The sequence below is a fragment of the Ideonella sp. FW305-24 genome (assembly GCF_058788035.1).
Genome location: NZ_JBYTAI010000007.1, coordinates 305,991 through 325,209, shown reverse-complemented (window position 1 = coordinate 325,209; position 19,219 = coordinate 305,991). Strand labels below are relative to the sequence as shown.

Below are 19,219 nucleotides of genomic sequence, written 5' to 3'. Positions count from 1 at the left end.
GATGGCCAACACCTTGTCGCTCGCCCGCCGCCAGCTGTGCGGCGCCGGCCTGGCCGGTCTGTTGACCAGCCTGGTGCCGGCCAGCCGCGCGGCCGACGCGGCGCCGGTGCTGGACACCGCCCAGTCCCGTGTGCTGCGCGACTGGATCACCGTGTTGGTCCATGCCCAGGTCGAGCAAGGCCCCACGCCGCGCTGGACGCACCGCGACTGCGCCGGCCTGGTCCGCTTCGCCGTGGCCGAGGCCCTGCGTCCGCACGACCTCGCCTGGCGCCAGGCCATGGGCCTGATGGGCCAGCGCCTGCCGCCGGACCTGGACCCGCAGCTCACCGCGCCGCTGCGCAACCAGTGGCGCCGGGCCGACGGCAGCCAGGGTGCGTTCGTCTCGGCGCTGGAACTGGTGCAGGGCAATACGCGCTTCATCGGCCGCCAGCTGGCGCAAGCCCAGGCGGCCGACCTGCTGTTCTACGACTTTGGCGACGACCAGCACCTGATGGTCTGGATGGGCCGCTACATCGCGTACCACACCGGCCGCCACGACGCGCATGACAACGGCCTGCGCGCGCTGCGCCCCTCGCAGCTGATGGCCTGGAACGACACCCGCTGGCGCCCGGCCAGCGACAACCCGAATTTCGTCGGCCTTTACCGGCTGGCCTTCATCGCATGAGCCTCGCTCCTTTTGCCGCCCTTCGTCGCGTTCTGGCCTTCGCGGCGTTCGCCAGCCTGCTGGCACTGCCGGCACTCAGCCCCGCGGCCGACGAGCCGCCGCTGCCGAACTTCCACAGCCCGTTTGTCGGCGAGCCGTTTTTCCTGCTGTCCGACGCCACCTTCGGCAGCACCGAGCCGGCCCAGGTGCGGCTGGAGATCAACTCGCCCGAGAGCTTGGCCACCAGCGGCGGCGTGGACGTGGTGCTCTACCGCGTGCCGGACCCGCTGGCCTTCCTGCAGAAGCAGCGCAACCTGCACCGCATCCAGGTCGACAACAAGCCCGCCGGCGAAGGCCTGGCCAACACGCTCACGCACCTGTGGGACAGCTGGGTCGTGAAGGCCCGGCTGGCCTGGCAGAAGCTGTTCTCGGGCAATGCGCGCCGCGCGGTGACGCAGCAGGCACCGGCCTTGAAGACACCCACCACGTTGACGCGGCCGTCCAACTTCGAGGAGCCGCCGCAGTTCAAGCCGCTGCCCGGCCTGCCGGTGGCCACGCGCTTCCGCTATCCGGTGCAACTGGCCAAGCCCATCCTGCCGCCCAAGGACCTGAAGCTGGCTGGCAGCAGCAGCGAGTTCATCACGCCCAGCCAGGGCAATGTGTTCATCCCGTTGGGCCCGCAGAAGCCGGGCCTGTACCTGGTCGAAGCCATGGCCGGCCAGCACCGCGCCACCACGCTGCTGTTCGTCAGCGACACGCTGGCGCTGACCAAGGTTTCGGGCGAGCAGATGCTGGTCTGGGCCACGCAGCGCCAGGCCGGCCAGGCGGTGCCCGGCACGCAGGTCGTGTGGACCGACGGCGTGGGCGTGCTGCAGTCCGGCAAGACGGACGCGCAAGGCCTGGTCCGCATGGCCCGCAGCGCGCCGGAACAGACCTACGTCTTCGGGCAGGACCCGAGCGGCGGCGTCTTCATCTCCGAAAACTTCTACTACGACAGCGAGATCTACAACGCTAAGGTCTACGCCACCACCGACCGCCCGCTGTACCGCCCCGGCGACCAGGTCCTGCTCAAGGTCACCGGCCGCGAGTTCAAGAACGCACGCGACTCGGTGCCCGTGGCCGATGGCGACATCGCCTTGACCGTGCGCGACCCGGCCGGCCAGGTCGTCGCCACCCAAACGCTGGCCTTCAATGGCAAGACGGGGGCCGATGGCCGCTTCCAGCTGCCCGACAACGCCGCAGCCGGCGGCTACGAGCTGCTGATGACGCTGCGCGGCGACAGCTACACCGCAGCCTTCCGCGTTGCGGACTACCAGAAGCCGCACTTCGAGATCCAGTGGATGCCGGACAAGGCCGACTTCGCCACCGGCCAGCCCGTCAGCGGCGTGATCCAGCTCAGCTACCCGGACGGCAAGCCTGTCGCCAACGCCACGCTCTCGCTCAGCGCCCGCGCGCAGGCGCTGAGCATGGTCGAAGGCGAGCTGGATTACAGCGGCGCCTTCCCGCTCAAGCTCAGCCAGACCGAGCTGGAAACCGACGGCAGCGGCAAGGCCAAGTTCTCGCTGCCCGCAGCCGACCAACCCAGCCGCTACACGCTGACCGTGCTGGCGACCGACGGCGCCGCCTACCGCGTGCGCAGCACCCGCGAGTTGCTGGTCGAGCGCGGCAGCGCCGGCTGGCTGTTGCAGGCCGAGCGCCAGTTCTCCACGCCCGGCCAGAACACCGCCTTCCGCTGGAGCCCCAGCCGCCGCGCCAGCGATGTGGCCCCGATCGCGCCCACGCAATGGGAATGGCTGCGCCTGGAAGACCGGCAGAAGGCCAGCGGCAAGCTGGACGCTGCTGGGACGGCTGCAGGTGGTAGCGTCTCCCTCAACTTCCCCAAGCCCGGCTCCTACACCGTGACGCTGCGCGACGCGAACCAGCGCATCGTCGCCGCCAGCCCGCACTTCGTGGCCGGTGAAGGCCTGAAGGCGCCGGCCGGCAGCATCGCCATCGTGTTCGACAAGCTGCGCTACGCGCCCGGCGACACCGCCGAAGCGCTGGTCACCTTCCCCGAGCCGGTGGACCAGGCGCTGCTCACGCTGGAGCGCGAACGCGTGGAGGCCGCCGCGCTGCTCACGCAGGGTGGCGAAGGCTTCAGCACCCAGCGCCTGGGCCCCACGCAGTGGAAGCTGAAGGTCGCGGTGAAGGAGACGATGAGCCCCAACATCACCGTCTCGGTGGCCTACGCCAAGCATGGCGACAGCGTGTTCCAGAACCAGGGCCTGGCGGTGGTGCAGCCCAAGGTGGCGCTGGCCTTCAAGACCGACAAGCCGGTCTACCAGCCGGGTGAAACGGTGAACGTCGAGGTGAGCACCACGGTCGCCGGCCAGCCGGTCGAGGCCGAGGTGGCGGTGGGCGTGGTGGACGAGATGATCTACGTGCTGCAGCCCGAGATCGCGCCCAGCATCGAAGATTTCTACTTCCACCCGCGGCGCAACAACGTGCGCACCAGCGTTTCGCTGAGCTTCATCGGCTACGACCTGGCCACGCGCGCATTGGGTGAACTGCCCGGCCGCCGCGCCGAACCGCAGCGGGCCATCAAGGTGCTGGAGCGCCCGCGGCGCGACAACATCGACACGGCAGCCTGGGAACCCCGCCTGCACACGGATGCCAGCGGCAAGACCCGCTTCAGCTTCAAGATGCCGGACTCTCTGACCCGCTGGCGCTTCACCGGCCGCGCGATTGCCGCGGCCACCGGCCTCGTCGGCCAGCAGACCGCCTGGGTGCGCAGCGACAAGCCCTTCTACGCCAAGTGGACCAGCCCCGACTGGCAGCGCGTGGGTGACAAGGCGCAAGCCAGCCTGGCGCTGTTCAACCAGGGCAGCAGCGCGCAGTCCGTCGAGTGGTCGGCCCAGGGCGCGGGCGTGGCCCAGCAAGGCAGCGTCACGCTGCAGCCCGGCGCCAACTTCGTCAACCTGCCGCTGAATGCCGAGCAGTACGGCGCGGCCGACCTCACCATCACCGTGAAGGCTGGCGGCAAGGTGGTGGACACCTTGGCCCAACCCGTCAAGCGCCTGCCCATGGGCTGGACCAGCCCGCGCGAGCTGGTGCTGGACTTGGCCGCCGGCCCGGCAGCGCTGCAGCTGCCGCCGGACGCGCGCAACCTGCGCGTGACGCTGGCCACCGACCCCGCCGCTGGCGCCTTCAGCCGCTGGATGGACGAACTGGTCGAGTACCCGTACGGCTGCGTGGAGCAGACGGCCAGCCGCATGCTGCCGCTCAGCATCGCGCTGCAGTCGCTGTCCGCCGCACAGCAGCCGCTGGCGCCCATGCTCACGCAGCGCCTGGCCACCGCGCGCCTGTCGCTGGCGCAGATGGCCGGCCCCGAGGCCAAGTTCGGTTGGTGGGGCCGCGGCATGCCGCCGGACGCCTTCCTCACCGCCTACGCCTACTACGCCGACTGGCGCGCCACGCAAGCCTTGCGCGCCACGCTGCCGGCCGAGCACTGGCAGCGCCTGCTGGACGTGTACGCCAAGGACGGTGCCAAGCAGCCGCCGCTGCAGCGTGCGCTGGCGCTGAGCTGGATGCAGGAGATCGGCCTGCCGGTGGGCAGCATGGTGGACGCGCTGCTGGACGAGTTGATGGCCGCCACCGATGGCAAGGCGGACGCCGCGAATGTTGTCGCAAGTGCCGCGCGCCGCGGCAGCGTGGTCATGAGCGAAGAAGCCGGTGGCACGCGCGACCTGGCGCTGCTGCTCGCGGTGCAGACCGCCGGCAACCGTGCCACCGCGCCGCAGCGCGCCGAGGCCGATGCCGCCGCAACGCGCCTTGCACCGTCGCCGTCCCCCTTCGTGCAAAGCCTGCTGGTGCTGGCGAAGAAGGGCGGCGCGACCCAGGCCAGCGCGCTGCTGGCGCAGGTGCGCGGCGAGCAGCCCACCTTCGACCGTGCGCAGGCGCTGGTCTGGCTGCACAAGGCGCTGGGTGGCCAGCCGGACCTGCGGGCCGATGCCGGTGCCTTGCCGGCCCCGTGGGTCGCCAGCCAGGGCAGCGTCGGCCAGCCGCAGTGGACGCTGCCGGCCGGCGCCATCCGCCCGCCCACCGTGGCGGCGGCGGGCGCCGCAAAGTTCGCCTTTGTCGCCTTCGACAGCCTGGACAGCGGCAAGGCCGCGCCGCTGCCGGTGGGCATCACCCGCCAGCTCTACCGTGTGGTCCCGCAGGCCAAGGCCAAGCCGGCACCCGCCGCCGCGGCCTCGGGCGTCGCGCCTGAGCCGGTGGTGGACGACGGCCGCATGGACGTCAAGCTCGAAGCCGTCAAACCCGGCAGCACGCTGGACACCAACACGCTCTACCTGGACGTGTTGACCGTCAAGCGCAACGCTGGCAATGGCTCGCTGCGCTGGGGCGTGCTGGACGTCGCGCTGCCACCGGGCGCGGCGGTGGAGGCCACCACCTGGGGCCTGGACCTGGCCGGTGCAGACGGCAAGGCCCAGCCGCTGGAACGTGCCATCCACCAGCCCACGGCCCAGGGCTATGCCGTGCCGGTCGAGCAGCTGGACGCGGGCGACTCGCAAGTCTTCCGCCACCTGCTGCGCTTCTCGCAGCGCGGCCGCTTCGTGCTGCCACCCGCCCGCTACTACCGCATGTACGAGCCCGAGGCCAAGGCCGTCGAGGCTGGCAACGCCTGGGCGGCGGTCGAGGTCAAGTAGGGCAAGACGATGGCGGCGCAGCGGCTTTGGCAGACCATCGCGGGCAGCATGCTTGCGATGGCGGCCGCTTGTGCGTGCGCGGCGCCTCCTCCCACGGTGCTGGCCTGGAAGATGCCGGGCGGCGAGCTGCGCAGCACAGCGCCGCTGCCGGCCGCCGTGCCGCTGGGCAGCACCTGGAAGCTGTTTGTCTACAGCTACCTCATTTCAACCGGCGCCCAGGAGCCGGTCTACCGCTGCGAACGCGCCCAGCGCGAGGCTGGCGACGAATACTGCTGCGATCCTGGCGAAAGCATAGGCCGGGACGCCGCGCTGCAGCGCTCCTGCGGCGCCTACTTCGCGCCACGGCGCCTGGGGCTGACGGACGCGAACTGGCGCCGTTTCTGGTCTGAACAGGACGCGCCCGCCTGGCTGCTCTCGCTGCCGGCGCTGCAGCCCGCCACCACCGTGCCGCCCGAACGCCTGCTGGATGCGCTGCAGCATGTGCCCGCCGCCGGCCGCATCGCCGCCCGCGAGGCGCTGCTGCCCAACACCTTGCGCGAGCCGGCGCTGCTCGCCGCGGTCGGCAGCTCGCCGCGCTTCAAGACCTGGTCGTGGTTCAACGATGGCCAGGAACGCTGGGGCGGTGCCGCCGGTTGGCTGGCGGACGGTTCACCGTTCTGGCTTGGCGCACCCGGCACCGGCCAGAAGGTGCTGGCGCGCGAGGCCGGCCGCCTGGCCGAGGCCTGGCAGGCCAGCGGGCAATTGAGTGGGCCACCCGAAGCTGCCGCGCTGCAGGCCCAGCCCTGCGTGGACGTGCGCCTGTTCGCGCGCTACCCGCTGGCCAGCGTCAAGCGTGAGGGTTCGCGCGAGGGCCAACCCGCGTCGCCGGGGCCGCTGACTGCCGGCGCCCGCTACGCGCTGCGCTTTGCCAACGGCCAGTCGCTGGAAATTCCCGGCCAGCCCGAGCTGCTGCTGGGGGCCGGCCCGCAACTGCAGGCCCGCCTGCCGCTGGAGGACTACGTGGCCCGCGTGGTGGACCGCGAAGGTGATGCGAAGGAAACCGCTGCCGCCCGCGCGCTGGCCGTCGCCGCGCGCAGCTGGCTGCGGCAGAACGCCGCAACGCCCGGTGGCTGCCTGCAGGTGGCCGACGACAGCCGCGCCCAGCGCGTCAGCCCGCGCCCGCCTTCCGATGCCGCACGTGCCGCCGCCGCCTTCACCGCCGGCCTGGTGCTGGACGGCGCGCCCATCCGCTACCGCAGCGATGGCGCCGCACCGCAACTGATGGGCTGGCGCGAGGCCGTGGCCGCCAGCCGCGCCGGCAGCAGCTTCGAAGCCTTGCTGCGCGATGCCTATCCCGCCGCCGTGCTGTCCGGTTGGCACGATGACAGCGACTGTGCGCCGCTGCCGCTGGCCGCCGCCTGGCTGGGCGAGCGCTCGCCGCGCTGGGGCCGCGTGCTGCGCGCCGAGGCCGGCTACGAGCCGCCGGATGCGCTGCCGCAGGTCTGCGAGCTGGGTCAGGGTGTGCCACATGCCGACCCGCGCCGAGGCCGCATCTTCCTGCGCGAATGGCAGAGCCGCGAAGGCCGCGTCACGCTGATCCACGAATACCTGCACCTGGCCTTCCGCCGCCATCCGCGCGGCCAGGATGAAAGCTACATCGAGCGGCTTGCACAGCAACTTGCCGATGTTTGAGGAACCTCTGATGAACCGAAGTCTCTTCCTGCTCCTGACGCTTGCCGCCTGTGCTGTGAAGGCCCAGCAGGCGCCCAGCATCGACACGCCACGCGGTGGCTGGCGCGCCAGCAACAGCACCGAGCAGGACTTCGTGCAGGAGGTCCACTACCCCGCCTCCAACGTCAACACCGCCGGCCGCAGCAGCACTGCCTTGATTGCCGGTCGCATCGGCAAGGAGATTGCCGCTCAGCCGAAGGACGGCCGCAGCGTCGCGCGGCTGGTGGTGGATGGCGTGGCGCTGCCGCTCAGCGTGGGCGAGGACGGGCAATACGCCCGGCCCTGGTCGTTTGGCGCCGGCTCGCATGGCGTGAGCGTGCGAGGCCCGGGCGGCGCCGAAAAGCGCGTGCAGTTCATCGAGGCCAATGCCAACCGCGCGCCGGCCAAGCTGCGCGTGGTGCTGAGCTGGGACACCGACCAGACCGACCTGGACCTGCATGTGGTTTCGCCCGACGGCCAGCACGTCTGGTACGGCGAGCGCATGGCGGCCAACGGCGGCGCGCTGGACGTGGACGTCACCACGGGCTTCGGCCCCGAGATCTACGCCAGCCGCGCACCGGTGCCCGGCGTCTATCACGTCTACGTCAACTACTTCGGCGCCGGCGAACAGCGCGACGTGATCTCCGTGGCCCAGGTCGCCGTGATCGAAAACGAAGGCACGCCCAGCGAGAAGCAGCAAACCTTCCGCGTGCCGATGCGCAAGCCCGGCGAGCTGACCCTGATCCGTTCCTTCGTGATCCCGTGATGCGTGCCCTCCTGATTGCCTTGCTGCTGGCCGCCGGTGTGTCCGCGATCGCAACCGACCGCGACATCCAGCGCCCCGCCGGCGGCTGGACCCACAGCGGCCTGCTCGACAACGGCGACACGGTCGGCTACGCCTACCCGAACAACCTGATCGACCGCGGCGGCCAGCGCGGCCGCACCTTGATCGAAGGCCAGCTGAAAGCCTTCGACAAAACCCAGCGCCGCCTGCCCACGCTGGTCGTCAACGGCAACGCCATGCCGCTCTACAGCGACGAGCAGGGCCGCTTCACCCGTCCCTATGCCTTCGGCCCCGGCAGCAACACCATCTCGCTGCGCGGCACCGATGGCAAGACCCAGCAGCGCATCCAGTTCTACGACGCGAACCCGCTGAAGACCAAGGCCCAGGTCCGCGTCATCCTGGCCTGGGACGATCCGCACGCCGAGCTGGACCTGCACGTGCTCACCCCCGATGGCGGCCACGCCTTTTTCGGCAATCCCATCCTCGCCACCGGTGGCGGCCTGGACGTGGACAGCGTGGACGGCGCCGGCCCAGAGATGTTCTCGGTCACCGCGCCGGTGCCCGGCGTTTATCACGTCTACGTCAACTACTGGGGCAACTTCGGCGACCAGGGCTACCACTTCGACGAGTCCACCCGCCAGCAACCCATCATCACCGCCCGCGTCACGCTGGTCTTCGACGAAAACACCGGCGCCGAACGAAGAGAGACCTTTGTCGTGCCGATGCGCAAGATCGGCGAGCTGCAATTGGTGCGGTCGTTCCGCCGCGGATGATCCAGCCATGGCCTACGCCTACTGCCCACGTTGCGATCGCTCGTTCCGCTACAGCACGGATGCACCGGAGGGGCCTTCGTGGCTGAAGGAGCTGGCTCGCGCCATTGGTCGCGGTGATCAAGCCTTGGCCCTCTGCTTCGGCTGCTGGCGTCTGCCGCGTGTCGGCGATGAAGTGCAGGTGCTACATCCACCGTACGATCTTTTGGATCGCGTCCAGCGTGGAAGCTCGGGGCAGGTGATCGAGATCGTGGCAACGCCGGAGGGCGTCACGTGCTACCTCGTTCAGTCCCCTTTGGATGCGATGGGCGAATCGATTTGGACGGCTGTGTTTCGTCGGCATCAGATCAAATTGATGAATGCGGAAGAAGGCCGAACCCTTCGATTGCGGCTGCCCGGTTCCGAAATGTCTTGAACTTTCCATCTCACATGTTTCCGACCGTCGCCGACGACTGCATCCAGAAACTGCCGGTACAGGACAACGGAGAGCCGCTGGTCCCGCTGGTGGCCGAGGCCGGCGGCGCGCTGCTGCTGGACGAGTCGCCGCAGAACGTGGCCCACCTGGGCTACGTGCCGGACTTTCGGCTTCGCGCTGGTGCGGCGCAGCGCCTGGCGGCGGTGGCCGCGTCTCTGCCGGCAGGGACGCGACTGCTGGTCAAGGAGGCCTACCGCCCGCTGGCCATTCAGCACCGCTACTTCGACCGCTACTTGGCCAAGTTGCGTGGCCTGCATCCCGAGATGGATGCTGCCGCGCTGCGCCTGCTCGCCGCCCGCTTCATCGCCCCGCCGGACTGTGCGACCCACGTGACCGGCGGCGCGGTCGACGTGACCCTGGCCGACGCTTCTGGCCGTGAGCTGGACATGGGCACCGCCTACGACGCCTCTCCCGAGGTGAGCGAGAACCGGTGCTTCACCGGCGCCGAGGACATTCCCGAAGCTGCACGGGCACTGCGTCGCTGTCTGGTCGACGCCATGCAGTCCCAGGGCTTCGTGAACTACCCGTACGAGTGGTGGCACTGGTCGTTCGGGGACAAGTATTGGGCGCATGGTGCGGGGCAACGGGCGGCACCGTACGGTCCTGCGCCAGGTTGATCGGGACGAGTTGGCGTCCAACGGCTGGAAGCATGTCTGCAAGTCCGTACATGCGACGGGCGAGACCTCGGCCATTTTGTGGCGCGTCGTTGTGCGACCATGAGGTTGACGGCCACAAGCCGGCCGCCACCTACCGCTCGCCACGCGCCAGCCAAGGAGGACTTTCTTGCCATTCGTGACCCCTCGCACCCTGCAGAAGGACTACGACGTGATCGTGGTTGGCTCGGGGGCCGGTGGCGGGCAGACGGCTTACACCCTCGCGATGGAAGGCGTGAAGGTGTTGATGCTGGAGGCCGGCCGGAACTACGACATCGCGGCGGAGACGCCGATGTTCCAGACCTATGCCGACGCACCCTTGCGCGGCGCCGGCACGCCGGACAAGCCCTTCGGCTTCTATGACGCCACCATCGATGGCGGCTGGGCGGTGCCGGGCGAGCCGTACACCAGCGCTTCCAAGGAAGAGGGTCGGCAGTTCGAGTGGTGGCGGGCGCGCATGCTGGGCGGGCGCACCAACCACTGGGGCCGCATCGCGCTGCGCAATGGGCCGTACGACTTCAAGCCTCACACGCGTGACGGCCTGGGCTTCGACTGGCCGATTGGCTACGAGGACCTGGCGCCGTACTACGACAAGGTCGAGATGCTGATCGGCGTCTACGGCTCCAACGAGGGGCTGGAGAACACGCCCGATTCGCCGGACGGCTGCCTGCTGCCGCCGCCGGCCGCGCGCGTGGGCGAGCGGCTGGTGCAGCAGCGCGGCGCCACGCTGGGCGTACCGGTGGTGCCCATCCACCGCGCAGTGCTCACCCGGCCGCTGGACCACAAGACGATTCCCGCCAAGCTGCACCCGGGCAACGAGCGCGCGCAGCGCATCCTCAGCGCAGACATGCAGGCGCGGGCTGCCTGTTTCTGGGCCACGCCCTGCAGCCGCGGCTGTTCCATCCGCGCGACCTACCAGTCCACCGCGGTGCACCTGCCGCCGGCGCTGGCCAGCGGTGCGCTGGACATCGTCTGCAATGCGATGGCCTACGAGGTGGTGACCGACAAGGCCGGCAAGGCCACCGGCGTGCGCTTTGTCGACAAGACCAATGGCCAGCACGAGCTGGTGACGGGCCGCGTGGTGGTGCTGGCAGCCAGCGCCTGCGAGTCGGTGCGCATCCTGCTGAACTCGAAGTCCGCACAGTTCCCGCATGGCGTGGCCAACAGCAGCGGCAAGCTGGGCCGCTACGTGATGGACACCGTGGGCAGTGACCTGGGCGGGCAGATCCCGCTGCTGGAAAACCTGCCGCCGCACAACGAGGACGGCGCTGGCGGCTCGCACCTGTATGCGCCGTGGTGGCTGTACCAGCAGCAGGCCAAGGGCCAGATGAACTTCGCGCGGGGCTATCACATCGAGCTGGGCACCGGCCGGCGCATGCCGTCCATGGGCACTGCGGCCGAGCTGGAGTGGCTCAACGGCGGCACCTACGGCCGGCAGCTCAAGGTCGACACGCGGCGCTACTACGGCTCGTTCGCCTACTTCTCCGGCCGGGGCGAGATGATCCCCAACGAGCAGTCCTACTGCGAGATCGACCCGACGGTGAAGGACAAGTGGGGCATTCCGGTGCTGCGCTTCCACTGGCAATGGTCGGAGCACGAGACGCGCCAGGCCGCGCACATGCAGAAGACCTTCGCCGAGATCATCGAGGCCATGGGCGGCAGGGTGCAGGGCAAGGCCGAGCTGGACGGCCGCAACGCCATCGCGGCGGGTGGTTCCATCATCCACGAGGTGGGCGGTGCCATCATGGGCAGCGACCCGCAGCGCTCGGTCACCAACGCCTTCTGCCAGACCTGGGACGTGAAAAACCTGTTCATCACCGACGGCGCGCCGTTCGCCTCCAACGCCGACAAGAACCCCACGCTGACCATCATGGCGCTGGCCTGGCGTGCGGCGGACCACATCGCCGAACGGCTGCGCCGCAAGGAGCTGTGATGACCATGCAAAGACGCGAATCGCTGCAGTGGATGCTGGCCGCGGCCACCTTGCCGGCCTGGTCACCCACGGGCGCCGCCGTGCCCAAGGCGCGCGCTACCGGCTACGGCACCGACCCAAACCTGGTCAAGACCTACCGCGCCGGCGAGCTGTGGCCGCTCACTTTCAGCGAGCGCCAGCGGCGCTGCGCCGAGGTGCTGTGCGCGGTCATCATCCCGGCAGACGAACACTCGCCCAGTGCGGCCGAGCTGCAGGTGCACCAGTTCATCGACGAATGGGTCAGCGCGCCTTACCCGGACCATGTGAAGGACAAGGCGCTGATCGTGCAAGGCCTGGCCTGGATGGACGCCGAAGCCGGCCGTCGCTTTCGCAAACCGTTTGCCGAAACAAGCGCTGAGCAGCAGCACGCCGTGTGCGACGACATCTGCAGCGTGGCCGCCAAGACCAGCCCGCGCTTTGCCAGGCCGGCCCAGTTTTTCGCCCGCTTCCGCGACCTCACGGCCGGCGGTTTCTACACCAGCCCGCAAGGCATGAAAGACCTGGGTTTTGTCGGCAACACGCCTTCCGAAACTTTCGACGGCCCGCCGGCCGAGGTGCTGAAGATCGTCGGCATCCGCCCTGTTTGAACCGAAGATGCGCATGAACAAACTGACCTTGACCGCCGGCCTGCTGCTCGCACAGGCGGCTACCGTGTTTGGAGCCGAAGTGAACACCCTCAGTCCCACCGAGCAGGCCGAAGGCTGGCAACTGCTGTTCGACGGCAAGAGCCTGGACAACTGGCGTGCCAGCGACGCGCCCGGCACCTTCAGCGTGAAGGATGGCGAGATCGTCGTGCACGGCCCGCGCTCGCACCTGTTCTACCTCGGCCCGGTGGCCAACCACGACTTCAGGAACTTCGAGCTGCGCGTCGACCTGAAGACGTATCCGAAAGCCAACTCCGGCGTCTACTTCCACACCCAGTGGCAGGAAAAAGGCTGGCCGGACAAGGGCTACGAAGTGCAGGTCAACAACTCGCACAGCGACCCCAGCCGCACGGGAGGGCTGTGGGGCATCGTCGACTACTCCAAGGTACCGGTGCCCGACGGCCAATGGCTGACGATGAGCATCCGCGTCGAAGGCAAACATGTCGTCACGCGCATCAACGGCGAGCGCATCGTCGACTACACCGAGGAAGCCAACCCGCCGCGGCCCGAAGGCCTGGCGCAGCGCCTGCTGGCCAGCGGCACCTTCGCGCTGCAGGGTCACGACCCCGGCAGCGAAACGCATTTCAGGAACCTCAAGGTGAAGGTGTTGCCCTAACAGGAGACAAGTCATGGCCACGGTACGCGAAGGCAGTCGTTCGATCTTGCTGGTGGTGGACGTTCAGGTCGGCGTGGTGCGGAACGCCTGGCAGCCGGTGCCGGTGGTAGCGCAGGTGCAGCGCGCGGTCGAGCGCGCTCGCGCGGCGGGTGCGCCGGTGCTGTGGGTGCAGCATCACAACCAGGACATGCCACGGGACTCGGCGGACTGGCAATGGGCGCCGGGTCTGGCGCCTGCGGAAGGCGAGACGCGCATCCACAAGCAGTGGAACTCCGCCTTCGAGGACACGCCGCTGGACGAGGAACTCGCGCGGCTGGGCGCCACGCACATCGTGCTGGCCGGCGCGTCCAGCAACTGGTGCATCCGCGCCACCGCCTACGCCGCGCTGGACCGCGGCTACGACCTGACGCTGGTGTCGGACGCGCACACCACCGACTCGATGACGCTGGAGGACGGCAGCGTGATCGAAGCGGCGATGGTGATCCGCGAGCTGAACATTGCGATGCGCTGGCTGGAATATCCGAACCGCAAGAACGGCGCGGTGCCGGCGGAAGAGCTGGTGTTCTGAGGCTGGTTCGCTGACTCAGCGCGCCCAGTCGATCTGCGCCAGCAGGCCTTGCAGCTTCGCGGCCTTGGCGGGATTGAGCTGTGCCGCCCAGGCCACGCGGCCTTGCAGGTGGCCGCGCCAGTCGGCATGGCCTTCGCGGTTCTGCGCCGCAGGCCCGGCCGTCACGCACTGGTGCAACACGGCCTTGAGCCGGTCGAATTCGTCGCGCGGCAGGTTGGGCCGCTGGTTCACCACGATGCTGCAGACCGACTGCCGGCGCCCGGCGGTCTGGCGGCGCGTCTTGCGGTGGTTCAGCGCCAGGCCTTCCTCTGCGGCAATGCGGCCGACCCAGCGTTCGACCCGCTCGGCCACCCCGCGCAATGCCGGGCCGCCGGAGATCACCAGGTCGTCCGCATAACGCGTGTAGCGCGCGCCCAGTGCAAAGGCTAGGCCGTCCAGCCGCAGGTCCAGCCGGAAGGCGCAGAGGTTGGCCAGCGCGGCCGAGGTGGGCGCGCCTTGCGGCAGGTGCGCGTCGCGCAGGCACTGCAGTTGCGGCCAGCTCAGCGAGCCGGCCTGGTGCAGGCGGCGCAGCACCGGCTCGGGCGTGGCGATGGTGCACAGCGCGGCCAGCGCGCGGGCGACCGCGGCCGGGTAGCCCAGCGTGGCGAACAGCGCATGCACGCGAGAGTGGCGCACCGAGGCGAAGAAGTCCTGCAGGTCGAACTTCAGCACCACGGCCTGGCCGGCGTGCGCGCGTGCATGGTCCAGCACCGAGCGGCCCGGCGTGTAGCCGCAGGCGGCCTCATGCGGAGGGACCCGGTTCAGCACGGCGTCCAGCAGCTTGCGCTGCAGCGCCATCAGGTAGGGCTCGGGCACTTCCAGCAGCCGGAAGCCACCGCTGCGCTTGGGCAGCAACTGGCTGCGGTAGTGCTGCTGGCCCAGCGGCTGCCTGCGCTGGCGTTCGCGCGCCAGCGTCAACCGCCACAGGCCGGCGGCCGGAATGCCCAGCCAGCGGCTCAGCGTCACCACGTCGGGCCAATCCGGCAGTTCGAGTTCGTCCAGGCCCAAAGGCCGCGGCTGCATGCCGCCGGGCAGTTCCAGGAAGTAGTGGCGCACCTGCGGCTGCTCGTGCGCGAGCCAGGCGGCTTCGAAGCCGTCGTCCGCCTCCACCAGGTCGGCCAGCCGGTTCAGGGCCTGCGGTGTGGCAGCGCGCCAATGCTCGCCAGGCAGCAGTGCCACGCGCTCGGCCAGCGGCCGGTACCAATCGGCCTTGCGGCCGAGGCAGGCCTGCAGGCGCGCGGCCAGCCCGTCCACCCGCGGCGGACCGGCCATCATCGCGCGCGCCATGGCCAGCGCGGTGAAGCGGCGAACGCTGGTCATCGGCGACGCGAGACGCGGGCCTGGCCTACGGGCGCTCGACCTCGTCGCCGCGCTTCGCAAAGCGCGCAGCATCCGGCCCGTGCACCAGCTCGGCTTCCGGCCACGGCCAGCCACCGAACTGGGTGCGCTGGTAGTCGGCAAAGGCCTGGCGGATTTCCTGCTCGGTGTTCATCACGAAGGGGCCGTATTGCGCCACCGGCTCGTCGATGGGCTTGCCTTGCAGCAGCAGGAACTCGGCCTTGGTGCTGCCCTGGTTGACCAGCTCGACGGCGCTGCCGGCGTGCAGCTCGATGGCGGCGTGACCTGCCATTGCCTGCCCGGCCACTGTGACCTTGTCACCTGCGAAGAAGTAGAGCTGGCGCCGCGTGTCCGGCCCGTTGGCGGCCGGCAGCGTCCAGGCCGCGCCAGGGTCCAGCTGCACGGTCCAGATCGCCACGTCGCTGTCATCGGCCGAGGCCCAGGAATGCGGTGGTGGCGCCAGTGGCTCGCCAGGCAGGCCCGCCACGCGGCCGGCGATGCAGGTCACCTCGGCCAGTACCCCGGTGGGGCCGGTGGGCACGACGAGGTGGGGTATGTCTTTGGACCAGAACATCGTGAAGTGCGGCTCGGCCATCTTGCTGCGGGCCGGCAGGTTCAGCCAGATCTGGAACAGCTCGAGCGGGTTCGGTGCCTCGGTGTCCAGCAGCGGGAACATCTCGCCGTGCACGATGCCCTTGCCAGCGGTGAGCCACTGCACGTCGCCTTCGCCGTAGCGCGCCGCGGCGCCCAGCGAGTCGGCATGGTCGATCCAGCCGCGGCGCACGATGGTCACCGTCTCGAAGCCGCGGTGCGGATGCGGCGGGAAGCCGGGCACGTCCTGGCCGTGGTACATGCGCCAGCCGTCGGCATTGTGGAAGTCCTGCCCCAGCGAGTGACCGGCCAGCGAGGCGGCCGGGCCGTAGCGGCCGTTGGCCTTGGGGTACGGGTCGTCGTGGTAAACGCAGAACAGGAAGGGATCGAAGGTCGGCCAGGGAAAGCCCAAGGGCGCCAGCTTCAGGACGGGGTTCATGGCAGGTCTTTCGCAGAAGAAGCGGCCAACCACCCAACCTGCGGGTGATGCGTGAGCTGATTGGCAAACAGCCATGCCGCTCACGCCCCGAAAGCACCAGGCAAACCATCAACCGCGGGGGTGCCCCGCGGCGCGAAGACGCCACCGCCAGCACGAGGCTGCCGAAAGAGGCTTCGCCGAAAACTTGGGTGGCGGCCGCACGGCCATCATAGATGGCGCCCCGCAGGCACTGCGCGAGTGCTGCCGTGTCCGCTCATCGTTCCGGGTGGGCGGCCGGGTCACCGCAATGGGCCGCCGAGCGCCCGGCCCCGAGCCCCGCCCGGCGCATTCGCAGCGTCTCAGCTGGTCAGCCAGCCCAGTGCATGCGCCTTCAGCACCAGCTGGGCCACGCTGTTGACCTCCAGCTTGCGCATCAGGTTCTCGCGGTGCTTGTCCACCGTCTTGGGCGACAGCGACAGCAGCTCGCCCATCTCGGCATTGCTCAGGCCGTCGCCAATCAGCTTGACGATCTGCATCTCGCGGCGGGTCAGCAGGCCTTCGCCCGGTGCCATCAGCGCGACCACTTCGGCGGGGATCACCCGCTGCCCTTGCATCACGGCGCGCAGGTTGGCCAGCAGGTCTGCCGCGCTGCTGTCCTTCAGCAGCACGCCATCGGCCTGGGCGTCGGCCAGTTGCTTGAGCACCCTGCCGGCGCTGCTGCCGGTCAGGAACACAATGCGCAGCCCGGGTTGCGTGTGCTTGAGGTGGTTCACCACCGCCGAGCTGTCGCCGCCTGGCATGTGATAGTCGATCAGCAGCAGGTCCGGTTGCGTCAGGCGGAGCAGGTCCCTCAGTCCGAGCAGGTCCTGCGCCTCGCCCACCACCTGGAAACCGGCATCCCTGGTGAACAGCAGCTTGAGGCCTTCACGGAACAGCGCGTGATCGTCTGCGAGCAGCACTTTGACGGCGACCGGAGCTTGGGTTGGCAATGAACTGTCCTGACGGCGTGACGACCGGAGCGATCCGGCGGATTATCGCCAGCCTGCTGCTGATTGGCGCGGCGGCGATGCCCGCGTGGGCGGCGCCTTGTGTGCTGCTTGCGAACGAGGCCAGTCCGGACATCCAGCCCTGCATGAGCGAGAGGCCCGCGGCGGACGGCCTGCGACACCTGCGCATCGAGCTGTCCTGGGCCGGCCCCGGTGTGCTTCAGCGCGTGCTGGACCTTCGCGTGCCGGACGCACTGTCGCTGGCGGTGCGCCGGCAGGCCGTGGCATCAGACGGCAGCATGACAGGTCCGCCGCTGCTGCTGCAGGCCTTGCGGGCGGACTCGGCGTATGCCGAGCGTCTGCTGCCCAGCCCGCGCATCGCGGTGCCGCTGTCTCTCGCGCCAGGCCGCCACCTCATCGAGCTGGACTACCGCATTCACCTGGACGGCCGGCTGTATCCGCGGCTGGACGACGGCGCCGGCTGGCGTGCCCGCAATGCGCTGGGCGACATGTTCAGCGGCATGCAGTGGGGCCTGATGCTGGCCTCGCTGCTGCTGGCGGTGATGACCCGCGTGCTCGCCAGGACGCCGGTCAACTGGGCCTATGCCGCGCTGGTGGTGGTGCACGGCGCCGGGCTGGTGCAGATCCGTGGCGACGCCTTTGCCTACCTGTGGCCCCAGGCGCCGATGTTCAACCAGGGCATCACCGTGCTGGCGGTGTCCCTGGTGCTGTGCACCCATGCCTGGTTCGCCACCCAGTTCCTGGACCTGCGCGAGCGCTGGCCGCCGGTGTACCGCCTGCACCTGCTGCTGCTGGCGCTGCTGGGCCTGAACCTGCTGCTGCAGCGGGGGGAGGCCGCGGCGGCCGGTGCCGGGGTGCTGGCGCTGGCCTATGCCGCGCTGGCGTTCGCGGTGAGCTGGCGCAGCCTGCGCAGCGCAGCGGCAGACGCCAGGCTCTACACCGCTGGCACCGCGAGCTATGTGTTGTTCACGATCGTGCTCTTCGTGCCCTTTGCCGCCGGCCACAACCCGTGGCCGAGCTTCGACTTCCTGGTGCTGCCGGAGATCGGCTACATGCTGGAAACGGCATGTCTTGGTGCGGCCATGGTCTGGCGCGTGCGCCGCATGCAGCAGCGCCAGGCGGCGGCGCGCGAGCAGCAGCTGCAGGACGCGCAGGGCCTGATCGAGGCCGAGTCGGCCCGGCTGGCCGCCCATGCCCGGGCCGAGCGCAACACGCTGCTGCTGGCCGGCGCCGGCCACGACCTGTCGCAACCGCTGGCCTCGCTGCGGATGGCGCTGGCTGCACTGCAGCTGCCGCAAGGCCAGGAGCCAGTGGCCCACCACCTGGAGCGCACCATTGCCTATGCCCAAACCTTGCTGCGCGACATGCTGGCCGAGGCACGCAATGAACACCGCGCCCACGACGACCGCGTCTCGCTCGGCGACTGCATCACCCAGGTGGCGCGGGCGCACGCCGGTGCTGCGGCGGCCAAGGGCCTGGCGCTGAGGGTGGTTGACACCCAGGTCGAGGTGCGCGCCTCGTCGCTGCTGCTGGCCCGAGTGCTGCACAACCTGGTCGGCAATGCCGTGCGCTACACACCGCGCGGGCGGGTGCTGGTGGGCGTGCGCCGGCGCGCAGGCGGGGTCGAGCTGCAGGTGCTGGACACCGGGCCCGGTTTGCGGTCGGACCAACTGCAACTGCTGCAGCAGCCCTTCCAGCAAGGCACGGCCGCTGCAGCCGAGGGGCACGGCCTGGGCCTGTTCATCGTGCGCTCGCTGTGCGAGCAAAGCGGCTTTCGCTTGCGCGTGGCCTCGCGCGTGGGGCGAGGCAGCGCGTTCTGCGTGTGGGTGCCGCTGGGGCCGGCCGGCGAGCCAGGCCCACAGCGCAGTGTCCCCTTTACTTCTTCGTGAAACGAACGACGGTGGTGCCGCTGTTGTCCGAACAGAATTCGTCCGTGATGTAGCCCCACACGCTGTCGTTGGGGGCGGTGACCTCGATCGTCTTCTTGACATTCGGCTTGGCGACCATGGCCTTCTCGTATTGGAAGTCGCTGCCGAACAAGCTCAGGTTGACCTCGGGTTGCGGGCAGTAGCCAATGGTCGGGCAGAGGTCCACCGTGCTCGACAACACCGTCATGCTCCAGGTACCAATGGGCAGGGCGATGCGCGGGAAAACGTTGTACGTGCCGCCTCCGGCTTCGATGCAGTGGGCATGCGCATCGATCGTGAGGTCGAGGTGCGTGCTGGCTTGCGCGCTCGCGGCGAAGACGATGAGGCTGAAGCTGGCAGCCTTGGCCAGGCGCTTGGTACGTTGCAGGTGAATGATGTTCATGATGGTTCTCTCCT

At 69.6% G+C, this 19,219-nt stretch carries 16 protein-coding genes; 12 read left to right on the top strand and 4 right to left on the bottom strand.

Annotated elements, in window-relative coordinates:
- The first annotated feature begins 1 nt into the window (after position 1).
- The 11 genes from AC3WR5_RS20405 to AC3WR5_RS20355 all read left to right on the top strand — a co-directional run bounded on the left by AC3WR5_RS20405 (position 2) and on the right by AC3WR5_RS20355 (position 13,502).
- Positions 2-664 (top strand): DUF1175 family protein, encoded by a 663-nt coding sequence (locus AC3WR5_RS20405; RefSeq protein ID WP_492486699.1) that lies wholly within the window; start codon positions 2-4, stop codon positions 662-664.
- Positions 661-5,331, top strand: a complete 4,671-nt coding sequence (locus tag AC3WR5_RS20400; RefSeq protein WP_492486697.1) for an alpha-2-macroglobulin family protein — start codon at positions 661-663, stop codon at positions 5,329-5,331. The genes AC3WR5_RS20405 and AC3WR5_RS20400 overlap by 4 nt, the downstream gene beginning before the upstream one ends.
- Before the next feature lie 57 nt (positions 5,332-5,388).
- Positions 5,389-7,002: a DUF2300 domain-containing protein gene (locus tag AC3WR5_RS20395; protein WP_492486695.1), complete on the top strand. Its 1,614-nt coding sequence runs from the start codon at positions 5,389-5,391 to the stop codon at positions 7,000-7,002.
- Positions 7,003-7,012: 10 nt separating this feature from the next.
- Positions 7,013-7,786 (top strand): YfaP family protein, encoded by a 774-nt coding sequence (locus AC3WR5_RS20390; protein ID WP_492486693.1) that lies wholly within the window; start codon positions 7,013-7,015, stop codon positions 7,784-7,786.
- The gene (locus AC3WR5_RS20385) at positions 7,786-8,577 is read left to right on the top strand and encodes a YfaP family protein (protein ID WP_492486691.1); all 792 of its coding nucleotides are present in this window, start codon (positions 7,786-7,788) and stop codon (positions 8,575-8,577) included. Before AC3WR5_RS20390 ends, AC3WR5_RS20385 begins: the two co-directional genes overlap by 1 nt.
- Before the next feature lie 7 nt (positions 8,578-8,584).
- The gene (locus tag AC3WR5_RS20380) at positions 8,585-8,989 is read left to right on the top strand and encodes a hypothetical protein (RefSeq protein WP_141288489.1); all 405 of its coding nucleotides are present in this window, start codon (positions 8,585-8,587) and stop codon (positions 8,987-8,989) included.
- 14 nt (positions 8,990-9,003) lie between these two features.
- Positions 9,004-9,666: a M15 family metallopeptidase gene (locus tag AC3WR5_RS20375; RefSeq protein ID WP_141288490.1), complete on the top strand. Its 663-nt coding sequence runs from the start codon at positions 9,004-9,006 to the stop codon at positions 9,664-9,666.
- A 175-nt stretch (positions 9,667-9,841) separates the two neighbouring features.
- Positions 9,842-11,635 (top strand): GMC family oxidoreductase, encoded by a 1,794-nt coding sequence (locus tag AC3WR5_RS20370; RefSeq protein WP_492486806.1) that lies wholly within the window; start codon positions 9,842-9,844, stop codon positions 11,633-11,635.
- Positions 11,635-12,261 (top strand): gluconate 2-dehydrogenase subunit 3 family protein, encoded by a 627-nt coding sequence (locus tag AC3WR5_RS20365; RefSeq protein WP_492486689.1) that lies wholly within the window; start codon positions 11,635-11,637, stop codon positions 12,259-12,261. Before AC3WR5_RS20370 ends, AC3WR5_RS20365 begins: the two co-directional genes overlap by 1 nt.
- Before the next feature lie 13 nt (positions 12,262-12,274).
- Positions 12,275-12,934 carry a 3-keto-disaccharide hydrolase gene (locus AC3WR5_RS20360; RefSeq protein ID WP_492486687.1) on the top strand — a complete coding sequence of 220 codons (660 nt, stop codon included), beginning with the start codon at positions 12,275-12,277 and terminating at the stop codon, positions 12,932-12,934.
- A 13-nt stretch (positions 12,935-12,947) separates the two neighbouring features.
- Positions 12,948-13,502 carry a cysteine hydrolase family protein gene (locus tag AC3WR5_RS20355; RefSeq protein ID WP_492486685.1) on the top strand — a complete coding sequence of 185 codons (555 nt, stop codon included), beginning with the start codon at positions 12,948-12,950 and terminating at the stop codon, positions 13,500-13,502.
- A gap of 15 nt (positions 13,503-13,517) precedes the next feature.
- On the opposite strand, the gene AC3WR5_RS20350 is transcribed toward AC3WR5_RS20355, so the two are convergent.
- From AC3WR5_RS20350 to AC3WR5_RS20340, 3 genes are all read right to left on the bottom strand, one after another.
- Entirely contained in the window at positions 13,518-14,861 is a 1,344-nt protein-coding gene (locus AC3WR5_RS20350) for a reverse transcriptase family protein (RefSeq protein WP_492486683.1), read from the bottom strand.
- A 25-nt stretch (positions 14,862-14,886) separates the two neighbouring features.
- A complete protein-coding gene (locus AC3WR5_RS20345; protein ID WP_492486682.1) occupies positions 14,887-15,909 on the bottom strand; it encodes a pirin family protein in 1,023 nt (340 codons plus the stop codon).
- A gap of 338 nt (positions 15,910-16,247) precedes the next feature.
- Positions 16,248-16,877, bottom strand: coding sequence for a response regulator (locus AC3WR5_RS20340; RefSeq protein ID WP_492486680.1), 630 nt, complete (start codon positions 16,875-16,877; stop codon positions 16,248-16,250).
- A 143-nt stretch (positions 16,878-17,020) separates the two neighbouring features.
- Here AC3WR5_RS20340 and AC3WR5_RS20335 point away from each other — a divergent pair, with 143 nt between their 5' ends.
- Positions 17,021-18,784, top strand: coding sequence for a sensor histidine kinase (locus AC3WR5_RS20335; protein ID WP_492486678.1), 1,764 nt, complete (start codon positions 17,021-17,023; stop codon positions 18,782-18,784).
- Here AC3WR5_RS20335 and AC3WR5_RS20330 read toward each other — a convergent pair.
- Positions 18,771-19,205, bottom strand: a complete 435-nt coding sequence (locus tag AC3WR5_RS20330) for a hypothetical protein (protein WP_492486676.1) — start codon at positions 19,203-19,205, stop codon at positions 18,771-18,773. The two genes, AC3WR5_RS20335 and AC3WR5_RS20330, sit on opposite strands and share 14 nt — an antisense overlap.
- Between the last annotated feature and the right edge of the window lie 14 nt (positions 19,206-19,219).